17 protein-coding genes and 5 pseudogenes are annotated in these 23,047 nt (G+C 48.9%); 7 read left to right on the forward strand and 15 right to left on the reverse strand.

The annotated features are described in order from the left end of the window. Window positions 1–42: 42 nt before the first annotated feature. The 3 genes and pseudogenes from AC566Q_RS18655 to AC566Q_RS18665 form a co-directional block, all read left to right on the forward strand. A complete protein-coding gene (locus tag AC566Q_RS18655) occupies window positions 43–1,071 on the forward strand; it encodes an IS110 family RNA-guided transposase (protein WP_105936449.1) in 1,029 nt (342 codons plus the stop codon). Window positions 1,072–1,259: 188 nt separating this feature from the next. Further along, window positions 1,260–2,277, forward strand: a protein-coding gene (locus tag AC566Q_RS18660) for an IS630 family transposase (RefSeq protein ID WP_105932858.1) whose coding sequence is annotated in 2 segments (ribosomal slippage) — window positions 1,260–1,703 and window positions 1,705–2,277 — 1,017 coding nt in all. Because the reading frame shifts where the segments join, the coding sequence is not laid out codon by codon here. Between the two features lie 317 nt (window positions 2,278–2,594). Further along, window positions 2,595–3,453 (forward strand): annotated as a pseudogene (locus AC566Q_RS18665) (helix-turn-helix domain-containing protein); the annotation flags it as partial. A 468-nt stretch (window positions 3,454–3,921) separates the two neighbouring features. Here AC566Q_RS18665 and AC566Q_RS18670 read toward each other — a convergent pair. The 8 genes from AC566Q_RS18670 to benA all read right to left on the reverse strand — a co-directional run bounded on the left by AC566Q_RS18670 (window position 3,922) and on the right by benA (window position 11,478). Continuing rightward, complete coding sequence (locus AC566Q_RS18670) at window positions 3,922–4,773, reverse strand: alpha/beta fold hydrolase (protein ID WP_499609307.1); 852 nt, start codon at window positions 4,771–4,773, stop codon at window positions 3,922–3,924. Between the two features lie 7 nt (window positions 4,774–4,780). Next, a complete protein-coding gene (locus AC566Q_RS18675; RefSeq protein ID WP_499609310.1) occupies window positions 4,781–6,241 on the reverse strand; it encodes a 2-hydroxymuconic semialdehyde dehydrogenase in 1,461 nt (486 codons plus the stop codon). Window positions 6,242–6,287: 46 nt separating this feature from the next. Continuing rightward, window positions 6,288–7,211 carry a catechol 2,3-dioxygenase gene (locus AC566Q_RS18680; protein ID WP_156087408.1) on the reverse strand — a complete coding sequence of 308 codons (924 nt, stop codon included), beginning with the start codon at window positions 7,209–7,211 and terminating at the stop codon, window positions 6,288–6,290. A gap of 5 nt (window positions 7,212–7,216) precedes the next feature. Beyond that, window positions 7,217–7,546 (reverse strand): 2Fe-2S iron-sulfur cluster-binding protein, encoded by a 330-nt coding sequence (locus AC566Q_RS18685; protein WP_156087407.1) that lies wholly within the window; start codon window positions 7,544–7,546, stop codon window positions 7,217–7,219. Between the two features lie 129 nt (window positions 7,547–7,675). Further along, entirely contained in the window at window positions 7,676–8,461 is a 786-nt protein-coding gene (locus tag AC566Q_RS18690; RefSeq protein ID WP_156087406.1) for a 1,6-dihydroxycyclohexa-2,4-diene-1-carboxylate dehydrogenase, read from the reverse strand. A gap of 10 nt (window positions 8,462–8,471) precedes the next feature. Continuing rightward, the gene (gene benC / locus AC566Q_RS18695) at window positions 8,472–9,485 is read right to left on the reverse strand and encodes a benzoate 1,2-dioxygenase electron transfer component BenC (RefSeq protein WP_231506620.1); all 1,014 of its coding nucleotides are present in this window, start codon (window positions 9,483–9,485) and stop codon (window positions 8,472–8,474) included. A 155-nt stretch (window positions 9,486–9,640) separates the two neighbouring features. Then, the gene (locus AC566Q_RS18700) at window positions 9,641–10,135 is read right to left on the reverse strand and encodes an aromatic-ring-hydroxylating dioxygenase subunit beta (RefSeq protein WP_289008679.1); all 495 of its coding nucleotides are present in this window, start codon (window positions 10,133–10,135) and stop codon (window positions 9,641–9,643) included. 2 nt (window positions 10,136–10,137) lie between these two features. Next, window positions 10,138–11,478 (reverse strand): benzoate 1,2-dioxygenase large subunit, encoded by a 1,341-nt coding sequence (gene benA, locus AC566Q_RS18705; protein ID WP_499609316.1) that lies wholly within the window; start codon window positions 11,476–11,478, stop codon window positions 10,138–10,140. Between the two features lie 449 nt (window positions 11,479–11,927). Between benA and AC566Q_RS18710 the strand changes: the two genes are divergently transcribed. The 4 genes and pseudogenes from AC566Q_RS18710 (at window position 11,928) to AC566Q_RS18725 (ending at window position 16,192) form a co-directional block, all read left to right on the forward strand. Next, entirely contained in the window at window positions 11,928–12,956 is a 1,029-nt protein-coding gene (locus AC566Q_RS18710; RefSeq protein WP_105936449.1) for an IS110 family RNA-guided transposase, read from the forward strand. Between the two features lie 607 nt (window positions 12,957–13,563). Further along, complete coding sequence (locus AC566Q_RS18715; protein WP_499609318.1) at window positions 13,564–15,000, forward strand: methyl-accepting chemotaxis protein; 1,437 nt, start codon at window positions 13,564–13,566, stop codon at window positions 14,998–15,000. Between the two features lie 129 nt (window positions 15,001–15,129). Beyond that, window positions 15,130–15,515: pseudogene (locus AC566Q_RS18720) on the forward strand (transposase); the annotation flags it as partial. A 161-nt stretch (window positions 15,516–15,676) separates the two neighbouring features. Then, on the forward strand, window positions 15,677–16,192 hold the full coding sequence (locus AC566Q_RS18725; protein ID WP_296053707.1) for a helix-turn-helix domain-containing protein: 516 nt from the start codon (window positions 15,677–15,679) through the stop codon (window positions 16,190–16,192). 218 nt (window positions 16,193–16,410) lie between these two features. Here AC566Q_RS18725 and AC566Q_RS18730 read toward each other — a convergent pair. From AC566Q_RS18730 to AC566Q_RS18760, 7 genes and pseudogenes are all read right to left on the reverse strand, one after another. Then, window positions 16,411–17,184, reverse strand: a pseudogene (locus AC566Q_RS18730) (IS1634 family transposase); the annotation flags it as partial. A gap of 41 nt (window positions 17,185–17,225) precedes the next feature. Continuing rightward, entirely contained in the window at window positions 17,226–17,963 is a 738-nt protein-coding gene (gene istB / locus AC566Q_RS18735) for an IS21-like element helper ATPase IstB (protein WP_296053803.1), read from the reverse strand. Between the two features lie 15 nt (window positions 17,964–17,978). Beyond that, window positions 17,979–19,499: pseudogene (istA, locus tag AC566Q_RS18740) on the reverse strand (IS21 family transposase). Window positions 19,500–19,715: 216 nt separating this feature from the next. After that, window positions 19,716–20,298 (reverse strand): annotated as a pseudogene (locus AC566Q_RS18745) (DUF4277 domain-containing protein); the annotation flags it as partial. A 412-nt stretch (window positions 20,299–20,710) separates the two neighbouring features. Next, window positions 20,711–21,064, reverse strand: a complete 354-nt coding sequence (locus AC566Q_RS18750; protein WP_499609322.1) for a hypothetical protein — start codon at window positions 21,062–21,064, stop codon at window positions 20,711–20,713. A 557-nt stretch (window positions 21,065–21,621) separates the two neighbouring features. Next, window positions 21,622–22,575 (reverse strand): OmpP1/FadL family transporter, encoded by a 954-nt coding sequence (locus tag AC566Q_RS18755; RefSeq protein ID WP_499609325.1) that lies wholly within the window; start codon window positions 22,573–22,575, stop codon window positions 21,622–21,624. Beyond that, window positions 22,576–23,016 carry a hypothetical protein gene (locus AC566Q_RS18760; protein ID WP_499609328.1) on the reverse strand — a complete coding sequence of 147 codons (441 nt, stop codon included), beginning with the start codon at window positions 23,014–23,016 and terminating at the stop codon, window positions 22,576–22,578. Window positions 23,017–23,047: the final 31 nt, after the last annotated feature.

A 23,047-nucleotide genomic window follows, 5' to 3' on the forward strand; every position in this document is an offset into this window, starting at 1 on the left:
AAACTTGGAGTTGATAATTCAAGTTAACAAGAGAAGAAGACCATGAGTAATATTACAACTGTTGGATTAGATTTAGCAAAGAATGTCAGCCATTTTGTGGGCTGCAATCAAGCAGGAAAGATTGTTCGTAAGAGAATGCTTAAGCGCTCTGAGATACTTGCGTTTTTCACTACACTTGATAAGTGTGTAGTCGGCATAGAGTCTTGTGCAAGTGCGCATTATTGGGCGCGTGAGATACAGAAGTTAGGGCATACAGTTAAGCAAATCGCGCCGCAGCATGTGAAACCTTATGTTCGCGGTAATAAAACAGACTATAACGATGCTTTGGCAATTGCAGAAGCCGTCGTACGTCCTGAGATGCGAGTAGTGCGTACAAAGACGCAAACACAGCAGGATATCCAAGCGCTGCATGTTATGCGTAAAAAGTGCGAGCGAGATAGGACGGCGAATTGTAATGAAATTCGTGGCCTGCTTTATGAATATGGGGTAGTGCTGCCCATGGGAGTACATAATGTGTATAAAGCCCTTCCTGATTTATATGATAGACAAGCTGACAATGGTTTAAGCGAGTTATTCAAAACATTGCTCGAGCAGCACTATCAAAAGCTGGTTGAGTTAGACGTACATTTAGAATGGTATACGAAGAAAATCCATGCCCTAAGCCAACATGAAGCCTGCCAGCGTTTACAGAGTATTCCAGGCGTTGGTCCGATCATCGCCAGTGCGCTGTATCAACACATTGGCAACGGTAGTGAATTTAAAAATGGACGAGCTGTATCGGCTTCAGTGGGTTTAGTGCCCAAGCAACATAGCTCAGGTGGCAAACAGAATTTATTAGGTATCAGTAAGCGAGGGGATGGCTATCTTAGAACGCTATTGATACACGGAGCTCGGGCAGTGATGCGTGTGAGTAAAACCAAAGACACGCCACTGGCGCGATGGGTAAGGCGCATTGAGCAAACACGCGGGCGCAACAAAGCCGCTGTTGCTCTGGCCAATAAACTGGCCCGTATAGCGTGGGCACTATTAGCTCAAGGTGGCCGTTATACGCCTGAATGGGCATCGGCTTAATTTAAACGAATTTAACGAGTTCACTTCCAAGGATTGCTGAATAAACATAATGTGATGACAACCTGGTTAGACCGACATATCGAAAACCTGATAGGGGCTATGGATTAATACCATTCCATCTAGATTTGTGATCTAATTGCCACATTACATTCCTGAGTCCATTTAGTTTGAAATATACATCAGAGCAATTGCTCGCCCTTTCAAAATCTGAAAAAGATAGTCGGAAGCGTATACGCTTCTTAGCCCTTTCTCATTTTCTTGACGGCAAGAGCCGCACTTATATCGCTGAAATACTCAAAGTCAGTAGGACAAGTGTGAATCTGTGGGTATCCAATTACCTTACCAATGGCCTTGAAGGTCTGGAATCCAAAAAGGCAAAAGGTCGAACTTGCTACCTCACAGAACGGCAAAAGCAAACGCTCTGTTCATACATCGAAGAGCATAGCCAGGATAAACATGAAGGAGGTAGGCTTACCGGGGAAAGTATTTTAGCCTATATTGAGCAAACATTTGGCGTTACCTACCATCATAATGCAATCTATAAGCTGTTAAAATCGTTGGGGTTTAGTTGGATAACGAGTCGTTCTCGACATCCTAAACAACAAACAGGCGTCCAGGATGCATATAAAAAACTTCCTACTGGAAACGATCCTTAACACTCCGGGGCATCTCGCCTTGGATCGCATAGATGTTTGGTTCCAGGACGAAGCTCGTTTTGGCCAGCAAAACACGACAACGCGCATTTGGGCCCCAACGGGAAGTCGCCCACGAGTTGTGAAGCAACAGCAATTTGAATATGCACATTTGTTTGGCGCGGTATGTCCAGCTACTGGCGACACCGAAGCGTTCATTTCGCCCTATGTGAGCAAAGACATCATGCGTCAACACCTGATGCAAATCTCACAGAAAACAAAACCGGGGCGCCATGCCGTGGTGGTGATGGATGGTGCTGGTTGGCATACCGATGATATAGCCGATGACTTTGAAAACCTGACAATTATGAAACTGCCACCCTATTCTCCTGAACTGAATCCCATAGAGCAGGTGTGGAGTTGGATACGGCAACATCATTTAGCGAACAGATGCTTCCAGGGATACGAAGATATCGTTGATGCATGTACCACAGCTTGGAACGATTTCGTCGATGACACTAAGCGAATCATGAATATGTGTTCGAGAGACTGGGCATTACTGACCAAATATTAAGATGGAATGGTATAACAATCCGTGTCAACGATAAGGACGATATGGGCGAAGTTCATCGAGGCTCGAAGTTATAGCACTTCATCAAGAAGCCGGATATACGAACGCAAACCTGACTTTCAAAACAGCCAGTTTATTCTTGCAATATTGGAGGAGACCATATACAGGCCCTAGGCAGAATTGATAATGCTATTGCCTATTCAGGCTTAGATGACGTTTTCGAAATCGCTGCAGAATATGCCGCTTCAATTGCGCTTTCTCAGTCACTTCCTAATTCACCTAATTCCTCACAGGCCCGCTGCATCTGGGAGAAATTGCAGCGGGCCTGTGAGGAGCTGGGCATTGAAATCATCTTCGCCAGTTCTCCTCAGGGTAAAGGCAGGATTGAACGCGCCTTCGATACCCTGCAAGACAGGTTGATCCCGGAGTTACGACTCAACAATATTACTGATATGGTGGGCGCAAATAGCTATCTCCAACATGTATTCATCCCTCAGTTCTGGCGTAAAAAATTGGTTGTTAAGTCAAGAACATCAGGCACCGAATATACGCCTGTACCACGCTACACCAATCTTGATGATATATGCATCACCAAGGTCTATCGGAAAATACGCAACGACCATACTTTTAGCTACGGCGGAAAACTTTACTTCATCGACTCTCCACTAAAGCATTCAATCGCAAACCAGAAAATTGAAATTCGTACGAGTAAAAATAAGCGGTTCGATGCCTACTTCGCCGGACGACAGTTACAGGTAGCAGAGGTCGCTGAGCGTGAAAAATTATCCTCGGAAGACAATGAGATCAAAAAGAAGCTTGAGGTATTAGCTTTGGCTGACAGGCTTGGCAATGTGGCAGAGCATCCCGACTTAGTGGCGTATCCCGCGATACAATTTACCGCCATCGTAAATTGATAGAACAAGGTGGAATCGATTCGTTAAAACGTCAGGAAACGCCAGATCTTCATCACAAGAACCGCACTGACAGAGCTATCGAGGAAGTCGTCATCGAATTCTCCCTAGCTAATCCACACCTAGGTCAATCCAAGGTATCACGGCTGCTCAAATCCGAAAGAAACGTCGACATACACGCTAGCGGCGTTCGGAATATCTGGCTGAGGAAAACATGAATACCACTGCATTACGGTTGGCAAAGCTTGCTGAAGCGCGGCAACATTGATAGTGAGATTACGTCAAAATCGCTTGGTACTTATACCGTCAGTATCCCTTGGTAATCACACTAGTACGGCGTTGTCGGCAATAGCGTGCTGTACGGAAATCTGCCACTCCTGGATAGGGAAACTACAATCTATAAACAGTGCTTCACGCCTTCCGTGCCTGCCAGAAAGTCGTTATTGGTCACCCCGAGCGGCCGATTAAGTTCCCAAAGCCTGGCTGATGTGCATTCAGAATGTTCTGCACTGCCTTGCCGCTGTTACAAATCTTCTTTCCGATTATGGAAGCTATTGCCGACTGACGGCACTCCAGCATGCTCAGTAAAATATAGCTACGCACCGTTGCTGGTGTTCTCTTCACCTCGACTACTCAGAGAGGGGAAGACTTGTCGGCTGAGCATTACCTGCTAGAATACATCGCCTAGGGCTTGAATATGTGTCTGTTCCATTGTCCTTCTCCTGTAGCCATTTACTTAATCGGCCTCGGCCAGGAAATCATTAACCAAACGTGCGAACCGGCCGGCATGTTCAATCTGTGTCCAGTGGCCACAACGACCAAAGACGTGAAGCTGTGCCCGGTCGATCCACTCGGCCAGTGTCAGGGATGTTTGCAGAGGAATCACTTCGTCCTCACGCCCATGAATCACCAGGGTTTCGTGGCTGAGAGCGCGGATGTCATCTTCCGAGCTGGCCAAGTTATCCACCCAGCGCTGGCGCGGGGCCGGGAACATGGCGGCAAAAGACTCCTGAAAACCTGGGCGAATGCTGGCCTGGTAACGCATTTCTGCCAGTTCGTCGGTCAACAGCCCCTTGTTGAAGGCAAATACATCCATCAACCGACGCATGGTTTCCAGCGAGGGCTGGTAACCCCAGACTTCGTCCAGGCCCTTGGTGATCGGGAAGCTGACACCTACAGACCCCATCAGCACCAGGCGACGAACCCGCTCCGGGTGTTCGATCGCCAAGGCCAGGGCCAGGCCACCCCCGAAGGAGTTGCCTATCAGATCCACTTTCTCCAGATCCAGCGAGTCCATAACGCCGATGGCATGGGCCACCCAGCGTTCACGGTTGTAGGTGTTGTCTCCCGGGCGTTCGGTGTAACCGAAGCCGAGCATGTCCGGCGCCACCACACGACGGTGCTTTGCCAGTTCCGGAATCACCAGGCGCCAGTTGGCCCAAGCCGTCACGCCGGGGCCGGAGCCGTGGATCATCATCACCGGGACATCACTCTTTCCATTGTCGCCACCATGGTCATGCACGTTAGTGCGGTACCCGGCAGCGGTTATCTCACGCCCAATTTCGGGGCTTTTTTCAGATGCTGTCATGATCGTCTCACAATTTTACGCAGATGTTTTTAATCTCGGTGTAGAACTCCAGGGAGTGCACACCGCCCTCGCGGCCAATGCCGGACTGCTTGCTACCCCCGAAGGGTGTGCGCAAGTCACGAAGGAACCAGCTGTTGACCCAGATAATGCCAGCTTCGACCTGGCCCGCCACACGGTGGGCACGAGTGATGTTCTCGCTCCAGATTGCCGACGCCAGTCCGTAGGGAAGACTGTTGGCCAGCTCGATGGCTTCCTCTTCGGTGTCGAACGGGCACAGGTGGACACAGGGGCCGAAGATCTCATCCGTAATCACCGCGGAATCTTCCGACAACCCGGTAAAGATGGTGGGTTCAACCCAGGCACCACCGGCCAGTTCGTCCGGCATCTCTGGAACGCCACCACCGGTAACCACAGTGGCGCCGTCATCCACGGCTTTCTGATAATAGGAAAGGACTTTTTCACGATGTTTGAGGCTGACCAGTGGTCCCAGGTTGGCTTCAGCATCGTCTGGCGGACCGATTTTTAGCAGCTCAGCTGCCTCTTTGAGACGGGCCACAAACTCGTCAAAGATGGGCCGTTCGACATAGACGCGCTCGGTGCCCTGGCACACCTGGCCACAGTTCACAAAGGCCGAGCGCATGGTGCCTTCGATGGCCTTGTCCATGTCGCAGTCGGCAAACACCAGGCCGGCGTTCTTGCCGCCAAGCTCCAGGGAGATGTCCCGGATGCCTTTGGCAGCTGCTTTCATGATGATTTCGCCGGTGCCGGTTTCGCCGGTAAAGGTGAAACCATCAACGTCCGGGTGTTCAGTCAGAAAGGCACCAGCGGAATCACCGCCAAAGCCATGCACCACGTTGTAAACACCATCCGGCACACCGGCCTCTTTCATCACCTCGCCCAATAGCGCTGTGGTCGTGGGGGTTTCCTCGGAAGGTTTAACCACTACGGTGTTGCCGCACGCCAGGGCGGGGCCGACTTTCCAGGTCATCAGCAGCAGGGGCAGGTTCCAGGGGCTGATTACACCAATCACGCCTTTGGGGCGGCGTACGGCGTAGTTCAGCGCGCCGGTGCCATCCGGCGTGGGCATTTCAAAGGACTCCGTGGGCACGTTCTTGATCATGTCCGCGAATACCTTGAAGTTGGCCGCACCCCGGGGGATGTCGATGTGGCTCGCCATGGATTTCGGCTTGCCGGTATCGAGGCATTCCGCCTCCAGGAACTCGTCGAAACGGGCATTGATGCCGTCCGCCACCTTATGCAGGATGCTGGTGCGTTCCTCCAGCGTCATCTTTCCCCAGGGGCCGCGCAGGGCCGCTTTTGCGGCCTTAACGGCGGCGTCCACCTCGTCCCGACCGGCTTCGTGAACCTTGCTGATCACCTTGCCGTTGGCCGGGTTGACGTTGTCGAACAGCTTGCCGCTGGCGGAGCCAACGTACTGCCCGTTGATGTAGTGCTTGATGTCTTTCATTGCTGACTAATCCTGTTATAGATAGGCCTGTCAAACGGTTGAAAAATCAGGTCAATACCGTCATGAAGCGTTCGTTCACCTGGCGATCGTGGTAGAAAATCGCCTTGCCAAGCTGCTCCGCTTGCCAGGTCACCGGCTTGTGATCCGGGTAGAAGTAATCGCCGCCACAGAACACTTCATTGCGGTTGCCGGACGGGTCAAAGAAATAGATGGTCTGGCCGTGGGTCAGGCCGTGACGGGTCGGGCCGATATCGATGGAGGTATCGGTCATGGAGATCAGATCCGCCGCCCGGAGGACCGCTTCCCAGGTATCCAGGAAGAAGGACGCGTGGTGGAACTTGCCTTTCTCTTCGTGATGAATGAAGGCCACGTCGTGCTCCTTCATGGAGACCGTCAGGAACTGCGCTACGCGGGTGCCTTCGGGGTCCAGTACCTGTTCGGCCAGATGGAAGCCCAGCACGTTCACGAAAATGTCATAGGTAGCAGCCAACTCAGGGCCGTAGAACAGGCAGTGGTCAAAGCGGACGGCTTTCATGCCTTGCAGGCCACGGGGCCAGGCTTCCGGGTTCACGCTGGAAACGCCCCACTTGCCGGTGTACTTCTTGTCGGCATATAGCTCGAAGGCATGGCCGGAGGGCACGGTAAAGCGGACGCGGCGACCGCAATCCTTCAGATCTTCGGCCGGCACCTGTTCCACCTCAACACCGTAGGCCACCAGGTCTTTTTCCAGCTGAACCAGAGTGTCTTCGTCCACTACCTTGAAGCCCATAAAATCGCAGCCGGGCTCGTCTGCTTCACGCAGCACCAGGGAGAACTTGTCCACCTCGGTCCAGGCTTTGAGATACACCCGGCCCTGGTCGTCACGATCGGTTTCGATCATGCCCAGCAGCTCGGTGTAGTGTTTGACGGCTTCGCCCATATCGAGAACCCGGATCTGTACGTGGCCGGGACGCATTACACCTTTTTTCATAACAGTTACCTCAACGCTCTTGTTGTTTGCTCGCTCGTATCGCCCGGAGCCGATGGCTCCAGGCACTCAATAGTCAGATCGGTGACTGGATAGATCCGGCAGGCCAGGACCTCCCCCTGTTCAATGGCTTCGGGCGGGGCATGTACGCGGCTCATCTTTCCGCACCTGTATTCACCCTCAATCACGCGGACCTTGCAGATGCCACAGCCACCGCCTCGGCAACCGACAGGCACGCACTTCAGGCCCCATTGCTCCATGGCCTTGAGGACGCTCTGGCCTTCTTGGCAGGTAAAATCGTCGCCCGTTGTGCAATTATACACCTGAAATCGAGCCATACCTCCTCTCCCCTTAAGATTTCCTTGAAGATCCCAACGTTACATTTCAAGCGCGACGTCAGCCGCTGCCAATCATTCTACTCAACCACCGGAGTACTCCGTGTAAAGCTCTTAATTGGAGCAAGAGGGTTACCCCTGATACCCGCCACCCACCGGCAGCACCGTACCTGTGATATAGGAAGCCTCGTCAGACGCCAAAAAAAGTATGGCATTGGCCTGCTCTTCCGGTGAGCAGTAGCGCTTCATGAAGCTCATTTCGGTAGCCTCATCAACGATAGCCTGATACCACCCCTTCTCCAATTGACTCATGGCTTTACTATTACGCGGAATCCGCCGCTGGCCAACATCAGTACCACCAGGAGCTACTGCGTTGACACGGATCCCATATTTGGCATTTTCTAACGCCATACACACGGTCAAAGCGTTTACACCCCCCTTGGCCGCCGAATAGGGCACACGGTTAGAACCTCGGGTTGCTAGAGATGACACATTCACGATCACTCCACTTTGTTGTTTTTGCATCTGTGCCAAAACTGAATGGGAACACCAAAGGGTCGGAAACAAGGAGCGACGAATCTCGGCTTCGATCTGCTCTTCCTCGTAGACTTCATAAGGCTGGACCCAGATCGTACCGCCAACGTTATTAACCAAAATGTCGATGCGGCCAAAATGACTTACCGCCAAATTGACTGCCTTGCAGGCATCCGCATACCGCTCCAGATCAACGACGCTGATCTGGACGCTTGCCGCGCCGGCGGCCAGGGCCTCCTCTGCCACCTCTTTGACAATATCGGAGCGATCCACCAGCAGCAGGCTGGCTTTTTCAGCAGCCATCTGTAGGGCAACGGCACGACCGATGCCCTGGGCAGCACCAGTCACAATAGCGACGCGGTTTTCAAAACGTTCGACTCTCATTTAGAATTCCTCACTTGCTGGTCGTAAATTTCTCGTAGTGGAGGCTGACCGGTTGAATACCCACTTCCTGCATAAAGCTGCTAACAGCTTCGACCATCGGCGGCGGACCACACAGATAGATATCAACATCACCATCATTCAAATCACTAGGTTCAATATAATCTGTGACGTAACCCTTCTGCGGCCAACTGCTATTTTCTGAGGCCACGCAGACATCAAATGTGAAATTATCGATGGCCACGGCGAAGGCTTTAAGCTTGTCCAGCTCGACAAGATCAATATCGTGCGTAACGCCGTATATTAGGTGGATCGGATGAGCGCTTCCGTCCTGCTGAATCTTTTCCAACATCGCCAGGAAGGGCGCCAGCCCCGTTCCCCCAGCCAGCATCAGTACCGGGCGCCTCACTTCACGCAGGTAAAAACTACCAAAGGGACCTCGCAGGGTTATACTGTCACCTACGCTCGCCTTGTTTGCCATATAGGTACTCATCAGCCCGCCGGGAACCGCACGGATCAGGAAAGATACCGATTCGTTCGCCTGGTTAACTATGGAGCTGAAGGAATAGGCGCGCCATTGGTCAGTCCCCGGTACCTGTACATTGACATACTGCCCCGGCAGAAAATGCATGGCCCGCACTTGATCACCGGAAACGGCAAAGGACAGGGTGGAGTCAGACAGATGGTTAATCTCAGTCAACCTGGCATGGACGTCGGCTTGCTGGCTACGCACACAGACTTCTGACGTGGCCGGCACGGTAACGACACAATCCGACTCCGGAATCATGCTGCAAGTCAGAACATAGCGCTGTTCGGCTTCCCGAACGGACAGCGCATCCTCTATATAACCATCCATCTTATAGCTGCCCGATTCGCAGTGACACTTACAGGTACCACAGGCACCATCACGGCAGTCGAGCGGAATATTGATTCCCGAACGATAAGCGGCGTCGGCCACCGTCTCCATCGGTAACGTGGTAATAAATCGAGTTACATCATCTTCAAAATTGAGCGCTACTTTATACACTGGTTGATACCTCAGGCCCATTTCAAGGGTGCCGACGACACACCGAGAGGCACTTGTTATTAAACTGGTTAATTCAGATCCGGGAATCCGGCTGGAAGCCTCGTGGCTATTCCTGACTGACAGGGAAGCCATTAGGCTTATATATCCGGACGAATTCAAAGGTGATAGATATCCACAACGTGGTGGATGTAGTCGTTCTTCAGCACAGCCTTCTTACTCTTGATTTTCAGCTTGCCGTCTTCACCACGAATCAGCTTGACAAACGCGGTACCGAAATAGGTATCTACATTGTCATAACGTACGCTGTGGGTCATCCAGCTGTAGCGCACTTTTGCATCACTGGACGATACAGCGAGCACCTCCAGGTTGCTCAGCATGTGCTGGGTACGCGGCTCCGGCATTGAACTGACGCTGGAGCGCTCTGTCTGGATGCGGAAAACACGATCCTCAATTCCATCCCGTTTATCATAATAAATCAATGACATCTCTGACTGCGGATCGTCCGTCAGCTCGCCGTCCACATCCCAACACGGCACCCAGAATTCAGAGCTCTTATCATAGTGCTCAAGCCAATGGCTATAATCCTTATCGTCCAGCGCACGCTGCTCAGAATGCAGAAAATCACGGATCTCGTCGTAACTGATTGTCATGGTTATTCTCCCTTTTCCTTGCGCGCCGCTTCGTCAATCATTTGTTGCCAGTAATGGTGCTGAACAATGAACAGACCCTCATCTTCAGTCTTCTTACCACTCATCACAGGGTGCAAATCGATAGTCCTCGCCTCTTCATCCTGCCCATCGATCCAGTGAGCAGCACCACGACTCAGGTCATTCCAAGGCTGTTTCATGGCCTTAAAACCTTGCTGGCATGCGCGAAACTCTTCAAGGTCATCCGGGGTCGCCATGCCGGAAGCGTTAAAGAAGTCTTCGTACTGACGGATGCGGTGGGTACGCGCTTCAGCATTTTCTCCCTTGGGCGCGATGCAATAAATGGTGACTTCGGTCTTGTCCACGGAGATTGGACGGAAGTGACGAATCTGGGAGCTCATCTGATCCATCAGGAATACGTTCGGGTACAGGCAAAGGTTACGCAACTTCCCTATCATCCAGTCGGCACGATGAGCGCCAAATTTTTCGACCAGCTCGTTTCGGCGTTCGTACAGTGGGCGATCCTCCGGATTAGGCCACTCCATCCACAGCAGAATGTGGCCATGTTCAAATGCATAGAATCCACCTGTTTGCTTGTTAAAAGTGGACAGGTCCATCGCCTTAACATCATCAGCGGACATGCCGGCCTTACGACGAGCCACAGTGGCAACGTAGTTCCAATGAGTAGCAGATGCGTGGTACCCATCGGCTCCATTCTCGGCCTGCAATTTCCAGTTGCCGTCATAGATGTAAGTCGATGAGCCACGCAACACTTCCAGACCTTCCGGTGACTGATCGACAATCATGTCGATGATTTTGGCTGCTTCGCCCAAATGTTCAGACAGCGGTTTGACATCATCATTCAGCGAACCAAAAAGAAAACCTTTGTAGCTTTCCATCCGAACCTTTTTTAGGTCATGAGAACCTTCGCAGTTAAACGAATCAGGATAGCCAGCATCATCAGGATCTTTGACTTTGATTAACTTTCCGGAGTTATTGAAGCTCCAGCCGTGGAAAGGACAGGTTAAAACTGCTTTGTTATCCTTCTTTTTGCGACAAAGAACTGCACCACGGTGAGTGCAGGCATTGATAAAGCAGTTCAGCTCGTCATTTTTATTACGGGCAATGAAAATGGGCTGACGACCAATATAACCGGTAAAATAGTCGTTTACATTTCCTATTTGGCTTTCATGCGCCAAATAAACCCAGTTCCCTTCGAAAATGTACTTCATCTCAATCTCGAACAGGTCAGGATCAGTAAACATGTCACGTCGACCACGATACAGACCTTTTTTTTCATCGCTTTCAATCAGCTCGCTTACTTTTTCTATTAGATTTTCAGACATGATGTGCCCTCCTCTTTAGTTTTCATATTGAAGGATAGTCTTGGGAATAGCTATCCTTTTAGTGCATTCTTTATCCTGGGACTGCAAAGACTCTATTTCACATTCATGTGATGTTCAATTGAGTAGTTGAACGAAACCGCTACGCGGCAGAGGCTTAATTCGTCTGCATTTCTCTGATGTAGAAAGAAAACTAAGGAAAGTGAGAATAAGTCATTCAATTTAGATATCGAGCGAGGCTTTCACTCGCCGTCTAATACCAATCTCATTAATTAATTGACCAAATTTATCCACTCTCTCCAACAGAGATTTTTGACTCGCTCAACATCCGCAATGAATGTATTCCAGGCGTGAGAGACTTGTTCAACGATGAAATGGTCTCCTCCTCTCTAACGGCATCGCAATGTGCCAAACTTGGAGTTGATAATTCAAGTTAACAAGAGAAGAAGACCATGAGTAATATTACAACTGTTGGATTAGATTTAGCAAAGAATGTCAGCCATTTTGTGGGCTGCAATCAAGCAGGAAAGATTGTTCGTAAGAGAATGCTTAAGCGCTCTGAGATACTTGCGTTTTTCACTACACTTGATAAGTGTGTAGTCGGCATAGAGTCTTGTGCAAGTGCGCATTATTGGGCGCGTGAGATACAGAAGTTAGGGCATACAGTTAAGCAAATCGCGCCGCAGCATGTGAAACCTTATGTTCGCGGTAATAAAACAGACTATAACGATGCTTTGGCAATTGCAGAAGCCGTCGTACGTCCTGAGATGCGAGTAGTGCGTACAAAGACGCAAACACAGCAGGATATCCAAGCGCTGCATGTTATGCGTAAAAAGTGCGAGCGAGATAGGACGGCGAATTGTAATGAAATTCGTGGCCTGCTTTATGAATATGGGGTAGTGCTGCCCATGGGAGTACATAATGTGTATAAAGCCCTTCCTGATTTATATGATAGACAAGCTGACAATGGTTTAAGCGAGTTATTCAAAACATTGCTCGAGCAGCACTATCAAAAGCTGGTTGAGTTAGACGTACATTTAGAATGGTATACGAAGAAAATCCATGCCCTAAGCCAACATGAAGCCTGCCAGCGTTTACAGAGTATTCCAGGCGTTGGTCCGATCATCGCCAGTGCGCTGTATCAACACATTGGCAACGGTAGTGAATTTAAAAATGGACGAGCTGTATCGGCTTCAGTGGGTTTAGTGCCCAAGCAACATAGCTCAGGTGGCAAACAGAATTTATTAGGTATCAGTAAGCGAGGGGATGGCTATCTTAGAACGCTATTGATACACGGAGCTCGGGCAGTGATGCGTGTGAGTAAAACCAAAGACACGCCACTGGCGCGATGGGTAAGGCGCATTGAGCAAACACGCGGGCGCAACAAAGCCGCTGTTGCTCTGGCCAATAAACTGGCCCGTATAGCGTGGGCACTATTAGCTCAAGGTGGCCGTTATACGCCTGAATGGGCATCGGCTTAATTTAAACGAATTTAACGAGTTCACTTCCAAGGATTGCTGAATAAACATAATGTGATGACAACCTGGTTAGACCGACATATCGAAAACCTGATAGGGGCTATGGATTAACAATCCGTGTCAACGATAAGGACGATATGGGCGAAGTTCATCGAGGCTCGAAGTTATAGCACTTCATCAAGAAGCCGGATATACGAACGCAAACCTGACTTTCAAAACAGCCAGTTTATTCTTGCAATATTGGAGGAGACCATATACAGACTCTAGCACAAGGTGGCGATTATCAACCTGAATTGACAACCGCTTAAGTTAATAATGTACCTGTTCACTTCCAAGGATTGCTGAATAAATATAACGTGATGACAATACGGTTAAACCGACATATCGAAAACCTGATGGGGGCTGTGGATTATTAATCCGTGTCAACGATAAGGACGATATGGGCGAAGTTCATCGAGGCTCGAAGTGAAAATACTTCAACGAGAAGCCAGATATACGGACGCAAACCATTTTAGTCAGAATAGCCTGATTACTCTTGCAATAATGGGGATACCATATAAAATCTTAGGAAGGGAACAGTTGCTAGAAGCGAAAAGAGTGACTAAATATAATGAATACTATAAAACAAATACTTATGCCTGCTGGTAACTTATCGGAAGAAGACCATCACAAAGCGTTTCTTACCATGGTGTCTTGTCTTATATTGGTGCCGGCATCGGTACTATACGCTACTGTCTATTACTTGCATGAGGCACATGATTCCGTCTTTGTTATCATATTGGATTGTTTTCATTTCATCGCTACACTATTCATTTTGAGGGCAGGCTTAATAAATCTGGCTGCCAACTCTGTATCCCTGGGACTATTGTGGGGCCAGGTTTACCTCATGTACCTTAACGGTGGTGTTTACACTGGCTCGGTCGTCTGGTTTGTAGTTGTACCTGCCATTGCGATATTGTTGTGTGGGTTTATAGAAGGGATTTTCTGGGGCGTACTGACGATTTTAGCGGTTAGCGTTATCTATTTTATCCAGATGTCTAGCGGAATCCCTGAGCCAGAACTAGGTATTGCTGAATTATCTGGCACAAGGGTTATCTTAGTTTGCGGTGCAATACTGGCGAATTTGATTATGTTAAGTATTATAGAGAAGCAACGGGTAACAAGTAACGAGTACGCTCGCCATGCATTGTTAGATTTAGAGAAATCCAAGTCAGAGGCTGAGGATAACGGCAAATTGATGACTGAGATAGTTGGCTCGGCTGAGAAAAATTCCCATCTACTGGCTGCTTCCACCGAACAACTGGCAATTACCTCTCAGACCATTTTAGAAAATACTCGTGGCCTGCTTGGCCGGGCACTGGAACAGGTGCAGGCATCGGAAAGTACCAGTAAAACACTGGAAATCATCTCCGAAAATATGAAGAGCAGCTTTGCCAAGGTTAATGCGGTCAATTCACTGGTTCAGTCAACCAAAGAAAATGCCGCCGACGGCCAGCAAGCGATTACTCGGACGATGGTGTCGATGAGCAAAATTAAAAGCAATAACGAAGAAATAAACCGGGCAGCGGCGATGATTTCCGGCATCGCAGACCAAACCAATTTGCTGGCTCTCAACGCGGCCATAGAAGCTGCCCGAGCCAGTGTGCATGGGCGTGGATTTGCAGTAGTTGCTGATGAAGTCCGTACTCTTGCTGCGCAAAGCAACAGTACTGCGGTGGAAATTCAAAACAGTCTGATACTGGCCACTACCAGTATTGAGGAAGGCGCCGCCATTGTAGAAGATACCGGTGCTCAGCTTGGGCTAATCCTGCAGGCGGTTGAAGACATCTCTGAACAGTTCGGTGAAGTTCGTGAGCTTATTGACAAGAGTGATAAAGATATCACGGCGATATCGGCTTCGGTTCATCAACTTACCCGCATTGCGGTAAATAATCAGGACAGTGCTAAGGAAGTAGAGGAAAGTTCCGAGCATATCGCCCAAACCACCAGTAACCTGAGTGAAATGGCCAGTGAGTTACAGGAGCTGGTGTCCAGGCGCAAGTATTAAGCCAGTATAGGTTAATTAAACTTCCCACCTACATCTTAGTTTCTAGTACAGTAATGGCATGATTATTAATAAATTATACCGTTTTTTGCTGTTGGTCATTTGCCCTTTTGGGAAGAGTGTGCTTTTTTTGTGGAAGTAAGCCCCAACGAACATGACCTGAATCAGTTTAAAAAACTGTTGCACGAAGATGAGGAATTCGTTTCTGGCGATGCCGGATATCAAGGCGCAGAAAAATGCGAAGAGCTTCAGGATACGATTGCAGAGTGGTTGATTGCAGAACGCCCCGGTAAAGTCAGGGCACTGAAAAAGCATACACGAAAGAAAAAGACGGCTATTAACATCGAATACGTAAAAGCAGCATCCGGGCAAAAGTAGAACATCTGTTTCGCATTATCAAACGTCAGTTTGGCTTCTTCAAAGCACGGTACAAAGGACTGATGAAAAATGACTCACAGTTAGCCATGCTATTTACCTTAGCGAACCTGTTTAAAGTCGACCAGATGTTAAGGCGATAGCCGAGATCTGTCTGAACTCCGGGAATAGCCCGAATTAAGGCTGAAATTCAGCCTAAAAGGCGAGTATATTGACCGAAATTGAAAATTTAGTATTCAAAAATTATACCAATTGACTTAAAAATTTGATCTAATGACGCTATTCATATTTGAGTGATTTTCACATGCATACAGCCGACGACTTTAAACAACTAGCAAAGCATACCTCCAACGGGCAACTGCGTACCCGCTATTTAGCGTTATATCATTTCAAAAAAGGGGAAACGCGTACTCAGATAGCCGATTACCTTGGGGTTGCCAGAGGCAGTGTTAATACATGGGTAACCAATTACCTGGCTGAGGGACTAGAAGGTCTGCAAAGCAAACCGAGTCCGGGTAGACCCTGTCAGCTCTCCGTCTCCCAGCGAGAACAGATCGCACAATTTATCGAAGAAAATGCGGTTAAAAAGGAGGGAGGCCGTTTAATTGCACAGGATGTACGGCAATACATTAGCGATACCTTCCAAATTGACTACCAGTTGCGAAACGTCTACCGCGTCATGGATGCACTCGGTTTCAGTTGGATAACCAGTCGCTCGAAGCACCCTAAGCAATCACAACAAACGCAGGAAAACTTTAAAAAACTTCCAGTTGGAAACGATCCTTCACACTCCGGGTCACCTCCCGCTGGGTCGCGTTGATGTCTGGTTCCAGGACGAAGCACGATTCGGTCAGCAAAATCAAACGACAAGAATATGGGCAGCTAAGTGCAGCAGACCAAGAGTGGTAAAGCAACAACAATTTGATTATGGCTATCTGTTTGGCGCAGTGTGTCCGAGCAATGACAACACACAGGCGCTTATCAGCCCTCTTGTCAATAAAGAGGTGATGAAGCAACATCCTACATTCCGCACTAAATTTAGGAATAAATTTGCCTGTAACGTTCGCCTAGCACAGCCAGTATGGTTTGCTGCCGTTCTTGCAGGTTAACAATGATGGGCGGTGCGTCGCCTACGCGCAGTTCATGCAAGCCGCTAAAGCACAGGAATACCCAACGCGCTGTCGGAGACTGTGTTGGTTTACGTTTCATGTCGGGTATGCTGACGTTGTTGGCCTTTAGTCCTTGGCGAATGCGATGCTTTAGCGCAGCGTATATCATCAGGCTACAGGTCATGACCATGAGTAAGGCCTCTATCCGCTCAGGCTTTTTAAGAAACAACGCTGACGTTAGGAATTCAGGACTCTTTAGAAACCGGAAACCGCGCTCGACCCGTTGTTGCGATTTGTATAAATCGAGCGTGCGCTGCATATCAATGTCGTTATCATTCGTCGCGAGGATAAAGACGCCGCTACGTAGATGACGCTCTTCCGTTTGGGTCAGACAACTGACAGCGTGACCTTGCCATTGATATTCTATGTGCGAGGGCATTTGGTCTGCACTGGGGCGGCCTCGACCGCCATACACAAGACAGGCCTCGCAGGTCATGCTTTCCAAGCGCAATAACGTCAATGATGACATAAACTCCTCTAGCGCTTGCTTGGCATCCTGCTCACAGGCAAAGCGTTTCTTGCAGAATTTCTGAAAGCGCTTCAACTCTGCCATGCTGTATTTCGTCAAGTGTTTTTCTACCGTGTGTTGTTCGCGGTGCGTCGCCTGCTCGCTTTTCAGTAACAACCAACGTTGTGGCACGCCAACTGTCGATTGGCACCCTTATGGCGCCACCCACTTGCGGGCTAATGGAGCCACTTAAAACCGTCATTTTCGCCCTCTAAAACCAGTCGATAAGCATTGTGTCTGAGTCGATCGAGCGTGGCAGCGCCAAGCAGTTTATTTGGGAAGGCCTGGCCCCATTCGCTGAAGTCCAGGTTACTGGTGATGATCGTTGATTTTTGTTCATATCGTTCATCGATTAAGTCGTGTAAGTCTTCATCCTGAGGGGATTTGAGAGGCTTTAAACCGAAGTCATCAATGATCAGTAGGTCTACTTTAGCTAACGTCTGGAAGCGTTTCTCATAGGTATTCGTGGCTCTGGCTGTATGCAAGTTCGCCAGCAGTTTTGCCTGAGTGAAAAACAGTACATCAATGCCTTGTTGCACAGCACAATGCCCGATAACTTGTGCCAGATGACTTTTGCCCGTGCCGCACGGGCCTGCGATCAGCACCGCCACATGTTCATCAATAAACCGGCAATCAGCCAGTTCATTGATGTACGCGCTGTTCAGGTTGGGATTGGCATTCAGATCGAAGCTTTCCAGTGTTTTATTACCTCTGAAGCCAGCACGACGCAGACGTGTGACATATTTTTTCTGGTCGCGTCTGACCACTTCATCCTGTACCAGTAAAGCCAGGAAGTCGGGATAACTGAGTTGATGTTCAATGGCCTCACGATTACGCATCGCTAATGAGTCCGTCATACCTGAGAGGCGTAGCTGTTTCAGTAACGGTGTGAGTTCGGGGATCGGGTTGATCATGTGTTTTTCCTTGCTTTAGTGAGGGAGAAGTTTGTTGGGATCTCGGTGGAAGCGGCCACCGCCGGTATAAGCATCGCTTAACGTATCGAAGGTGCTCGATTCATCAGGGTGCTGGTCCAGCCCTTTTTCAAGGATCTGTTTAACGGCACTGTAACGCACATTGTCGAAGGTCAGTGCGCGTAAGCAGACGGCTTCAACTCGCTTGTCACCGTAGCGTTTGGCAAGGCCCACAACGCCTTGTGCAGCACGCAGGTCATCCAGTACGCGGCTGGCAAACAGGCGCTTAATAAACACATGACAGGACTCGCCAATCCGCTGCGCCTGAGCAAGACAATACTGTGGATCCTGCATGTTGTAAGCCTGCGCGGCGGGCGGTTGATGTTCAGGCACCGTAGCGCGGCCACCCTGATGATGCATTCGGGCATGCCTGGCTTTCAGCTCATGCTTTTGATAGATACGCACCATGGTATCGCTGGCTTTCAGCCACAGTGTTTCTCGGATCAGAGTGTAAGGTACTGAGTAACGACAGTGTTCAAACTGTACGTGCCCATCACCGTGTACCTTTACTTTAGCCCAGACGGCTTGCTCTGGCGGCACTTCCGGCAACGGACTAAGCAATGCCTGCTCAATCTCAGTAAAACGCTCAAGTGGCTGACATTTTGTGGTACCGTGCTTCCGATTACCGGCGACGGACAGCAACCAACTTTTAAGCTGTGCATTGGCATCACTGAGACTGCGAAATTCTTTTAGCGGTACGAAGCTATTTTTGATGTACTTGACGTTAGATTCCACACGCCCTTTCTTCTGCGGGTCACGTACAGGGCATGGGGCAATCAAGAAACCATAGCCTTCGGCACATTCACCATAAGCGCGCTGCACCTCAGGATCGTGATAGCAGGCCCTGGTGATGGCACATTTGGGGTTGTCGATAACGACCCGTTTGGGCACACCGTTAAACCATTCAAACGCACGACGATGGCAGGCCAGCCAGGTAGCAGTACTTTAATCGCGAATGAATTCAGCGTAGATATGCCGGCTCCAGGCCAGTGTCATGACGAAGATCCAACTCTTACGCAACTCGCCGGTCCGGATATCCACAATGAGTGGACCCGCCCCGAAATCCACTTGTGCGGCATCACCAGGCGCAAACACCATGACAGTTGTGGGAACAGGTGTCTTCTCAGACAAGACTTTGAGATAGCGGATCACCGACCAGTAGCTGCCAGTGAAACCATATTTATCCACCAACGCCTGATGGATGGTCGTGCCTTGCACGCCATCTTGATACCACTTATCGACTTTATCGGCGTAAGGTGCAACGGATGAAGTGGTTGTCGGGTTGGGTGGCTTTTCGCCGAAAATAGTGGCGAGTTGCGTGTCGTCAGGCAGATCTTTATCCAGCTCAAGCCAGCCACGTTCAAGAGCGATACGCTTAATCGCTTTCACTTTATTACGGCCAGCGACACCACTGTCTGCAATCGCACGATTGGATTCCCCCATTCGCATTCGAACGAGGATCTGTCGGTATTGGTACATTTCAAACCTCCGGTTTGCCATGCGTATTCTCCTGACTGAAAAACAGTCAACGATACGCGAGTTAAACAGAAGTTTGAGGGGAAAATCAGGTCAACGTGGAGCCAATACGCCGCTAATCAGGTGGATCGATTACGGTGCAAATGGGGTGGCTCCATTAGCTGCCAATATAGTGGATCCATTAAGTGCAAATGAACTGACTCCATATTGGTGCCAATCAACACCAGCATAGGTGGAGCTCACACATCTTCCCGAATACCCGTTATCTAATGCGGTCAGCGCCTGCGTATGAAGCCCTTGCACATGGGCCTTCGCCTCACTCAGCATCAGTGGCACCCGCGTGATAAACCGTTGCCCCTGACGGTGCAAATCGCGCAGCGTATCACTGGCGTACAATGCCGCGTCTGCCACCAGATAGCGATTATCGTGCGCTTCCTTCATCTCTAGCTTCTTCACGACACGTGCCGCAAGAATTTCATACAACACCGACACATCGGTGGCATAGAGCGCATCCAAGCAACGTCCTAAGGCATCATCATTGATGATGTTCGGGCAATACACCTTCACCAATCAACCGCTCTGTCGGCTTGTCCGCAAAAAAGTCAGGAAACATGTGCAGCGTGCGGCTGTGGAAACATAACCCGTTGATAATCATCGCTACTAAAGCCTGCCCATGAGTGACATGATGGTCGTTCGATTTAGGAATGATGGCATCAATGCAGGCTTGGATTTGCAGCTCTTGGCACATGCCTGCGACTAAACCCAAGTGGTCGAGATTCTTGATGGCGTGGGTGGTGGTCATAAGTCTCTGCTCAAAAAGCAGTAATAGATCAAAACCACCGATCGCTGTCAAGCTTCTTTAAATACTATTTTTGATGCGGAATGACGGGGGGATCGGTGTCAAGAAAAATAAATCAGTTAATTAGCTGCGGAATGACGGCTCGCAACAGAAAGAACCCGCATCAAAACACGGTCGACGCGACCATTACCTTAAAAAAACGCCACAAGTCAGCGATCAACATCCACAAGCGAATGTAGATCCTGCTGGGAATGGCATAAAGCAAAGGACTGTTGAGTGATGCAACCGGCCATTCATATGAATTGGAAAATGCCCGGGGCAGCATTCGGACGTGAAAACGTAGCACTATTGCAGTCCGACTCTGCTTGGCTACATGTTTATAGAGGTGCCCAGTTGTAGCCGAATACGGTGCTGCTCAGTAGGCAGCGAAAAAAAGCACGATGAGACCAACTATCGCCAAGCTGCCGTGCCCTACAATCGCCCACAGCGGTTTGGACTGGCGGAAAAGCATGCCAAATAAAACCGCCCCCCCAAAAAACGAAAAGCTTAGCAGCCAAAATGCATATATAACAGGCCGTGGAAGCGGGACATTGGGCGGAGCGCCATACAAGGCATAGCCCAGTGTCATGAGTCCCGCCAAACCAAGCGCACCATGCCCCAAGCCGAACCATGAGGGATAACGCACTTTCATTACCGACAACAAACCGAAAAACAACCCGCCAGCAGCCGCCGCTACCAACATCCAGAAAGACCATTGTATAAGTCCCATTGTATTTATCCTCAATTAGTTTTATTAAAGAACAACTGAAATAAAGATGTAATTATGACAGCTTTTGTCTCCGTCAGACTAGAAATAAGCAAGCCAATCAAAATGATCAGTTCACTTACTAATTTCGGTGTTTCTCATCCTTCACTAGAAACTTACCACACCTATTTCTTCGCATCATAAACACACCTTAAATAGCCTAAATATCCTAGAGCACGCGAAACGTATATTCTACTTATGCACGCGCACCAAATAATGGCCTTCTCTATGTTGGGTCTGGCCATGTATAGAGTATTAAGCACAGCGTTAATCGAACATACTGGAGTTGCCGTAAAATTCAACATCACTATGCTATTTGTCTATGCAATTACGCTAAGGCAGTATCAAAAATTAAAACCTAACCAATCTTTCCGCCAACACCAAAACACCCTACTCCTCCAGTAGCGCTACCTAATTATCCATGGCCTTATGTCCCCAAGAAAAATATCGCATTCACCAGCTCTACAAGTCTACTTCGACAATTTCATCACTTTATACTACAATCTGGTTTAAGCCCACTATTAGTATGAATAGTTGTAGCTCAATACAAAATTATCTAGTGCTATTGACGATCTAACAGGTGATGATGTGTTATAAGCTGATCGGTTAGTCATACTATTCTCAAAGGCATGTGAGTATGCAGCATCAAGTCTACTAGATTTAGAGAAATTATAGCTAAAGCCTAAGGTGGCATGCTTCCGTAAAACCGCTGGAATCAGGGCAAGCAACCCTTCATCATTAAATGGCTGAGTAGCCTGACGGTATCCTGCTCGCAGCGTAAAATTCTGGGTCGCAGTATACGAAAGCCCAATCGCTACAATCGTTGAATCTTTGGCGTTCTGAGGTAATTTCAGATCAACACTCCCAGCGTCACTAGTAAAGCCCACGTCAATATCTTTCAAAGCATCCTTCCAGAAAACCCGAGATAAATCTAAACTGAACAAGAACTTGTCTTTTACATTATGGCTCAAGCCCACATCAAGTTTGGCGGGAGAGTTGAAATTTAAAATCCGGACATCCCCATCAATAGGTACATTACCAACTAAGCCATCCACGGCAGTAACAGTTAGTCTACCCTTTAGATCGTTCATATGACTCTTGAACATGTAAGAAGCCCCAAAATTTGTTTTAGGCGTCACCTTATACAACAAACCTAACCTACCAGAGTAACCCCAACCATCTGCACCACTAGCAACTTCTTTGTTTTTGCTAACGCTCAAATGCACACCTCGCGGATCAGGTAAAGTACTGATCAAACCAATTAAGGAACCAGAGGCTCGTCCACTCTGAGCAAGGCTACCTAACTGATTCATTCCAAGCAAGTAATCAAGATTCAAACCAGTCCATTTTGCATCTATCGATCCTCCGATGGAAAAACGATCATTAACCTTAAACCTTACCGCAAAAGGTATGTCAAGAATAAACAATCGGCTCGCATTCTCAAGACCTGTATCAGCACCAGCGGCATAACCCACTCAGCTAATATCACCTCGCGACAAAAAACTTGATTTGCCATACTCGACCCCTACACCAGCTTGTGCAAACATACCTACGCCAACAGTCCAGTTGGAAAATTTAAGAGTAGAAGCAAACTGAGGGGCAATATACGGACCTCTATTATTAGAGCGCGTGCTTGAAGACACACTTTCACCTGTACTAACACTCAAAGCACTGATGTCAGTGGTAATCAAGTCGAACCCTAGCAACACTTCACCTGTCGCATCTGACAAATCCATTGTCGCCGGGTTAACCATCATTGATGCTGGGCCAACATAATGAGCAGCAGCGGTACCACCCATACCTCTCGAAATTGCCCCAAAACCCTCAAGATACAAACCTTCTGTCGCTAACGCACAAAATGACGATACAGTCAAAAGTACACCAACGACAGTTCTGTATAATAATTTAGACCACATAAATTTCATCCTTACTTATAATTATTTAGTT

It is taken from the genome of Alteromonas sp. H02, from assembly GCF_059682525.1.

Excerpts from the sequence above, each read along its gene's own strand:
- AC566Q_RS18655 (WP_105936449.1), top strand. The coding sequence starts at position 43 with ATGAGTAATATTACAACTGTTGGATTAGATTTAGCAAAGAATGTCAGC.
- AC566Q_RS18670 (WP_499609307.1), bottom strand. The coding sequence starts at position 4,773 with ATGACAGCATCTGAAAAAAGCCCCGAAATTGGGCGTGAGATAACCGCT.
- AC566Q_RS18675 (WP_499609310.1), bottom strand. The coding sequence starts at position 6,241 with ATGAAAGACATCAAGCACTACATCAACGGGCAGTACGTTGGCTCCGCC.
- AC566Q_RS18680 (WP_156087408.1), bottom strand. The coding sequence starts at position 7,211 with ATGAAAAAAGGTGTAATGCGTCCCGGCCACGTACAGATCCGGGTTCTC.
- AC566Q_RS18685 (WP_156087407.1), bottom strand. The coding sequence starts at position 7,546 with ATGGCTCGATTTCAGGTGTATAATTGCACAACGGGCGACGATTTTACC.
- AC566Q_RS18690 (WP_156087406.1), bottom strand. The coding sequence starts at position 8,461 with ATGAGAGTCGAACGTTTTGAAAACCGCGTCGCTATTGTGACTGGTGCT.
- AC566Q_RS18700 (WP_289008679.1), bottom strand. The coding sequence starts at position 10,135 with ATGACAATCAGTTACGACGAGATCCGTGATTTTCTGCATTCTGAGCAG.
- benA (WP_499609316.1), bottom strand. The coding sequence starts at position 11,478 with ATGTCTGAAAATCTAATAGAAAAAGTAAGCGAGCTGATTGAAAGCGAT.
- AC566Q_RS18710 (WP_105936449.1), top strand. The coding sequence starts at position 11,928 with ATGAGTAATATTACAACTGTTGGATTAGATTTAGCAAAGAATGTCAGC.
- AC566Q_RS18715 (WP_499609318.1), top strand. The coding sequence starts at position 13,564 with ATGAATACTATAAAACAAATACTTATGCCTGCTGGTAACTTATCGGAA.
- AC566Q_RS18725 (WP_296053707.1), top strand. The coding sequence starts at position 15,677 with ATGCATACAGCCGACGACTTTAAACAACTAGCAAAGCATACCTCCAAC.
- istB (WP_296053803.1), bottom strand. The coding sequence starts at position 17,963 with ATGATCAACCCGATCCCCGAACTCACACCGTTACTGAAACAGCTACGC.
- AC566Q_RS18750 (WP_499609322.1), bottom strand. The coding sequence starts at position 21,064 with ATGGGACTTATACAATGGTCTTTCTGGATGTTGGTAGCGGCGGCTGCT.
- AC566Q_RS18760 (WP_499609328.1), bottom strand. The coding sequence starts at position 23,016 with ATGTGGTCTAAATTATTATACAGAACTGTCGTTGGTGTACTTTTGACT.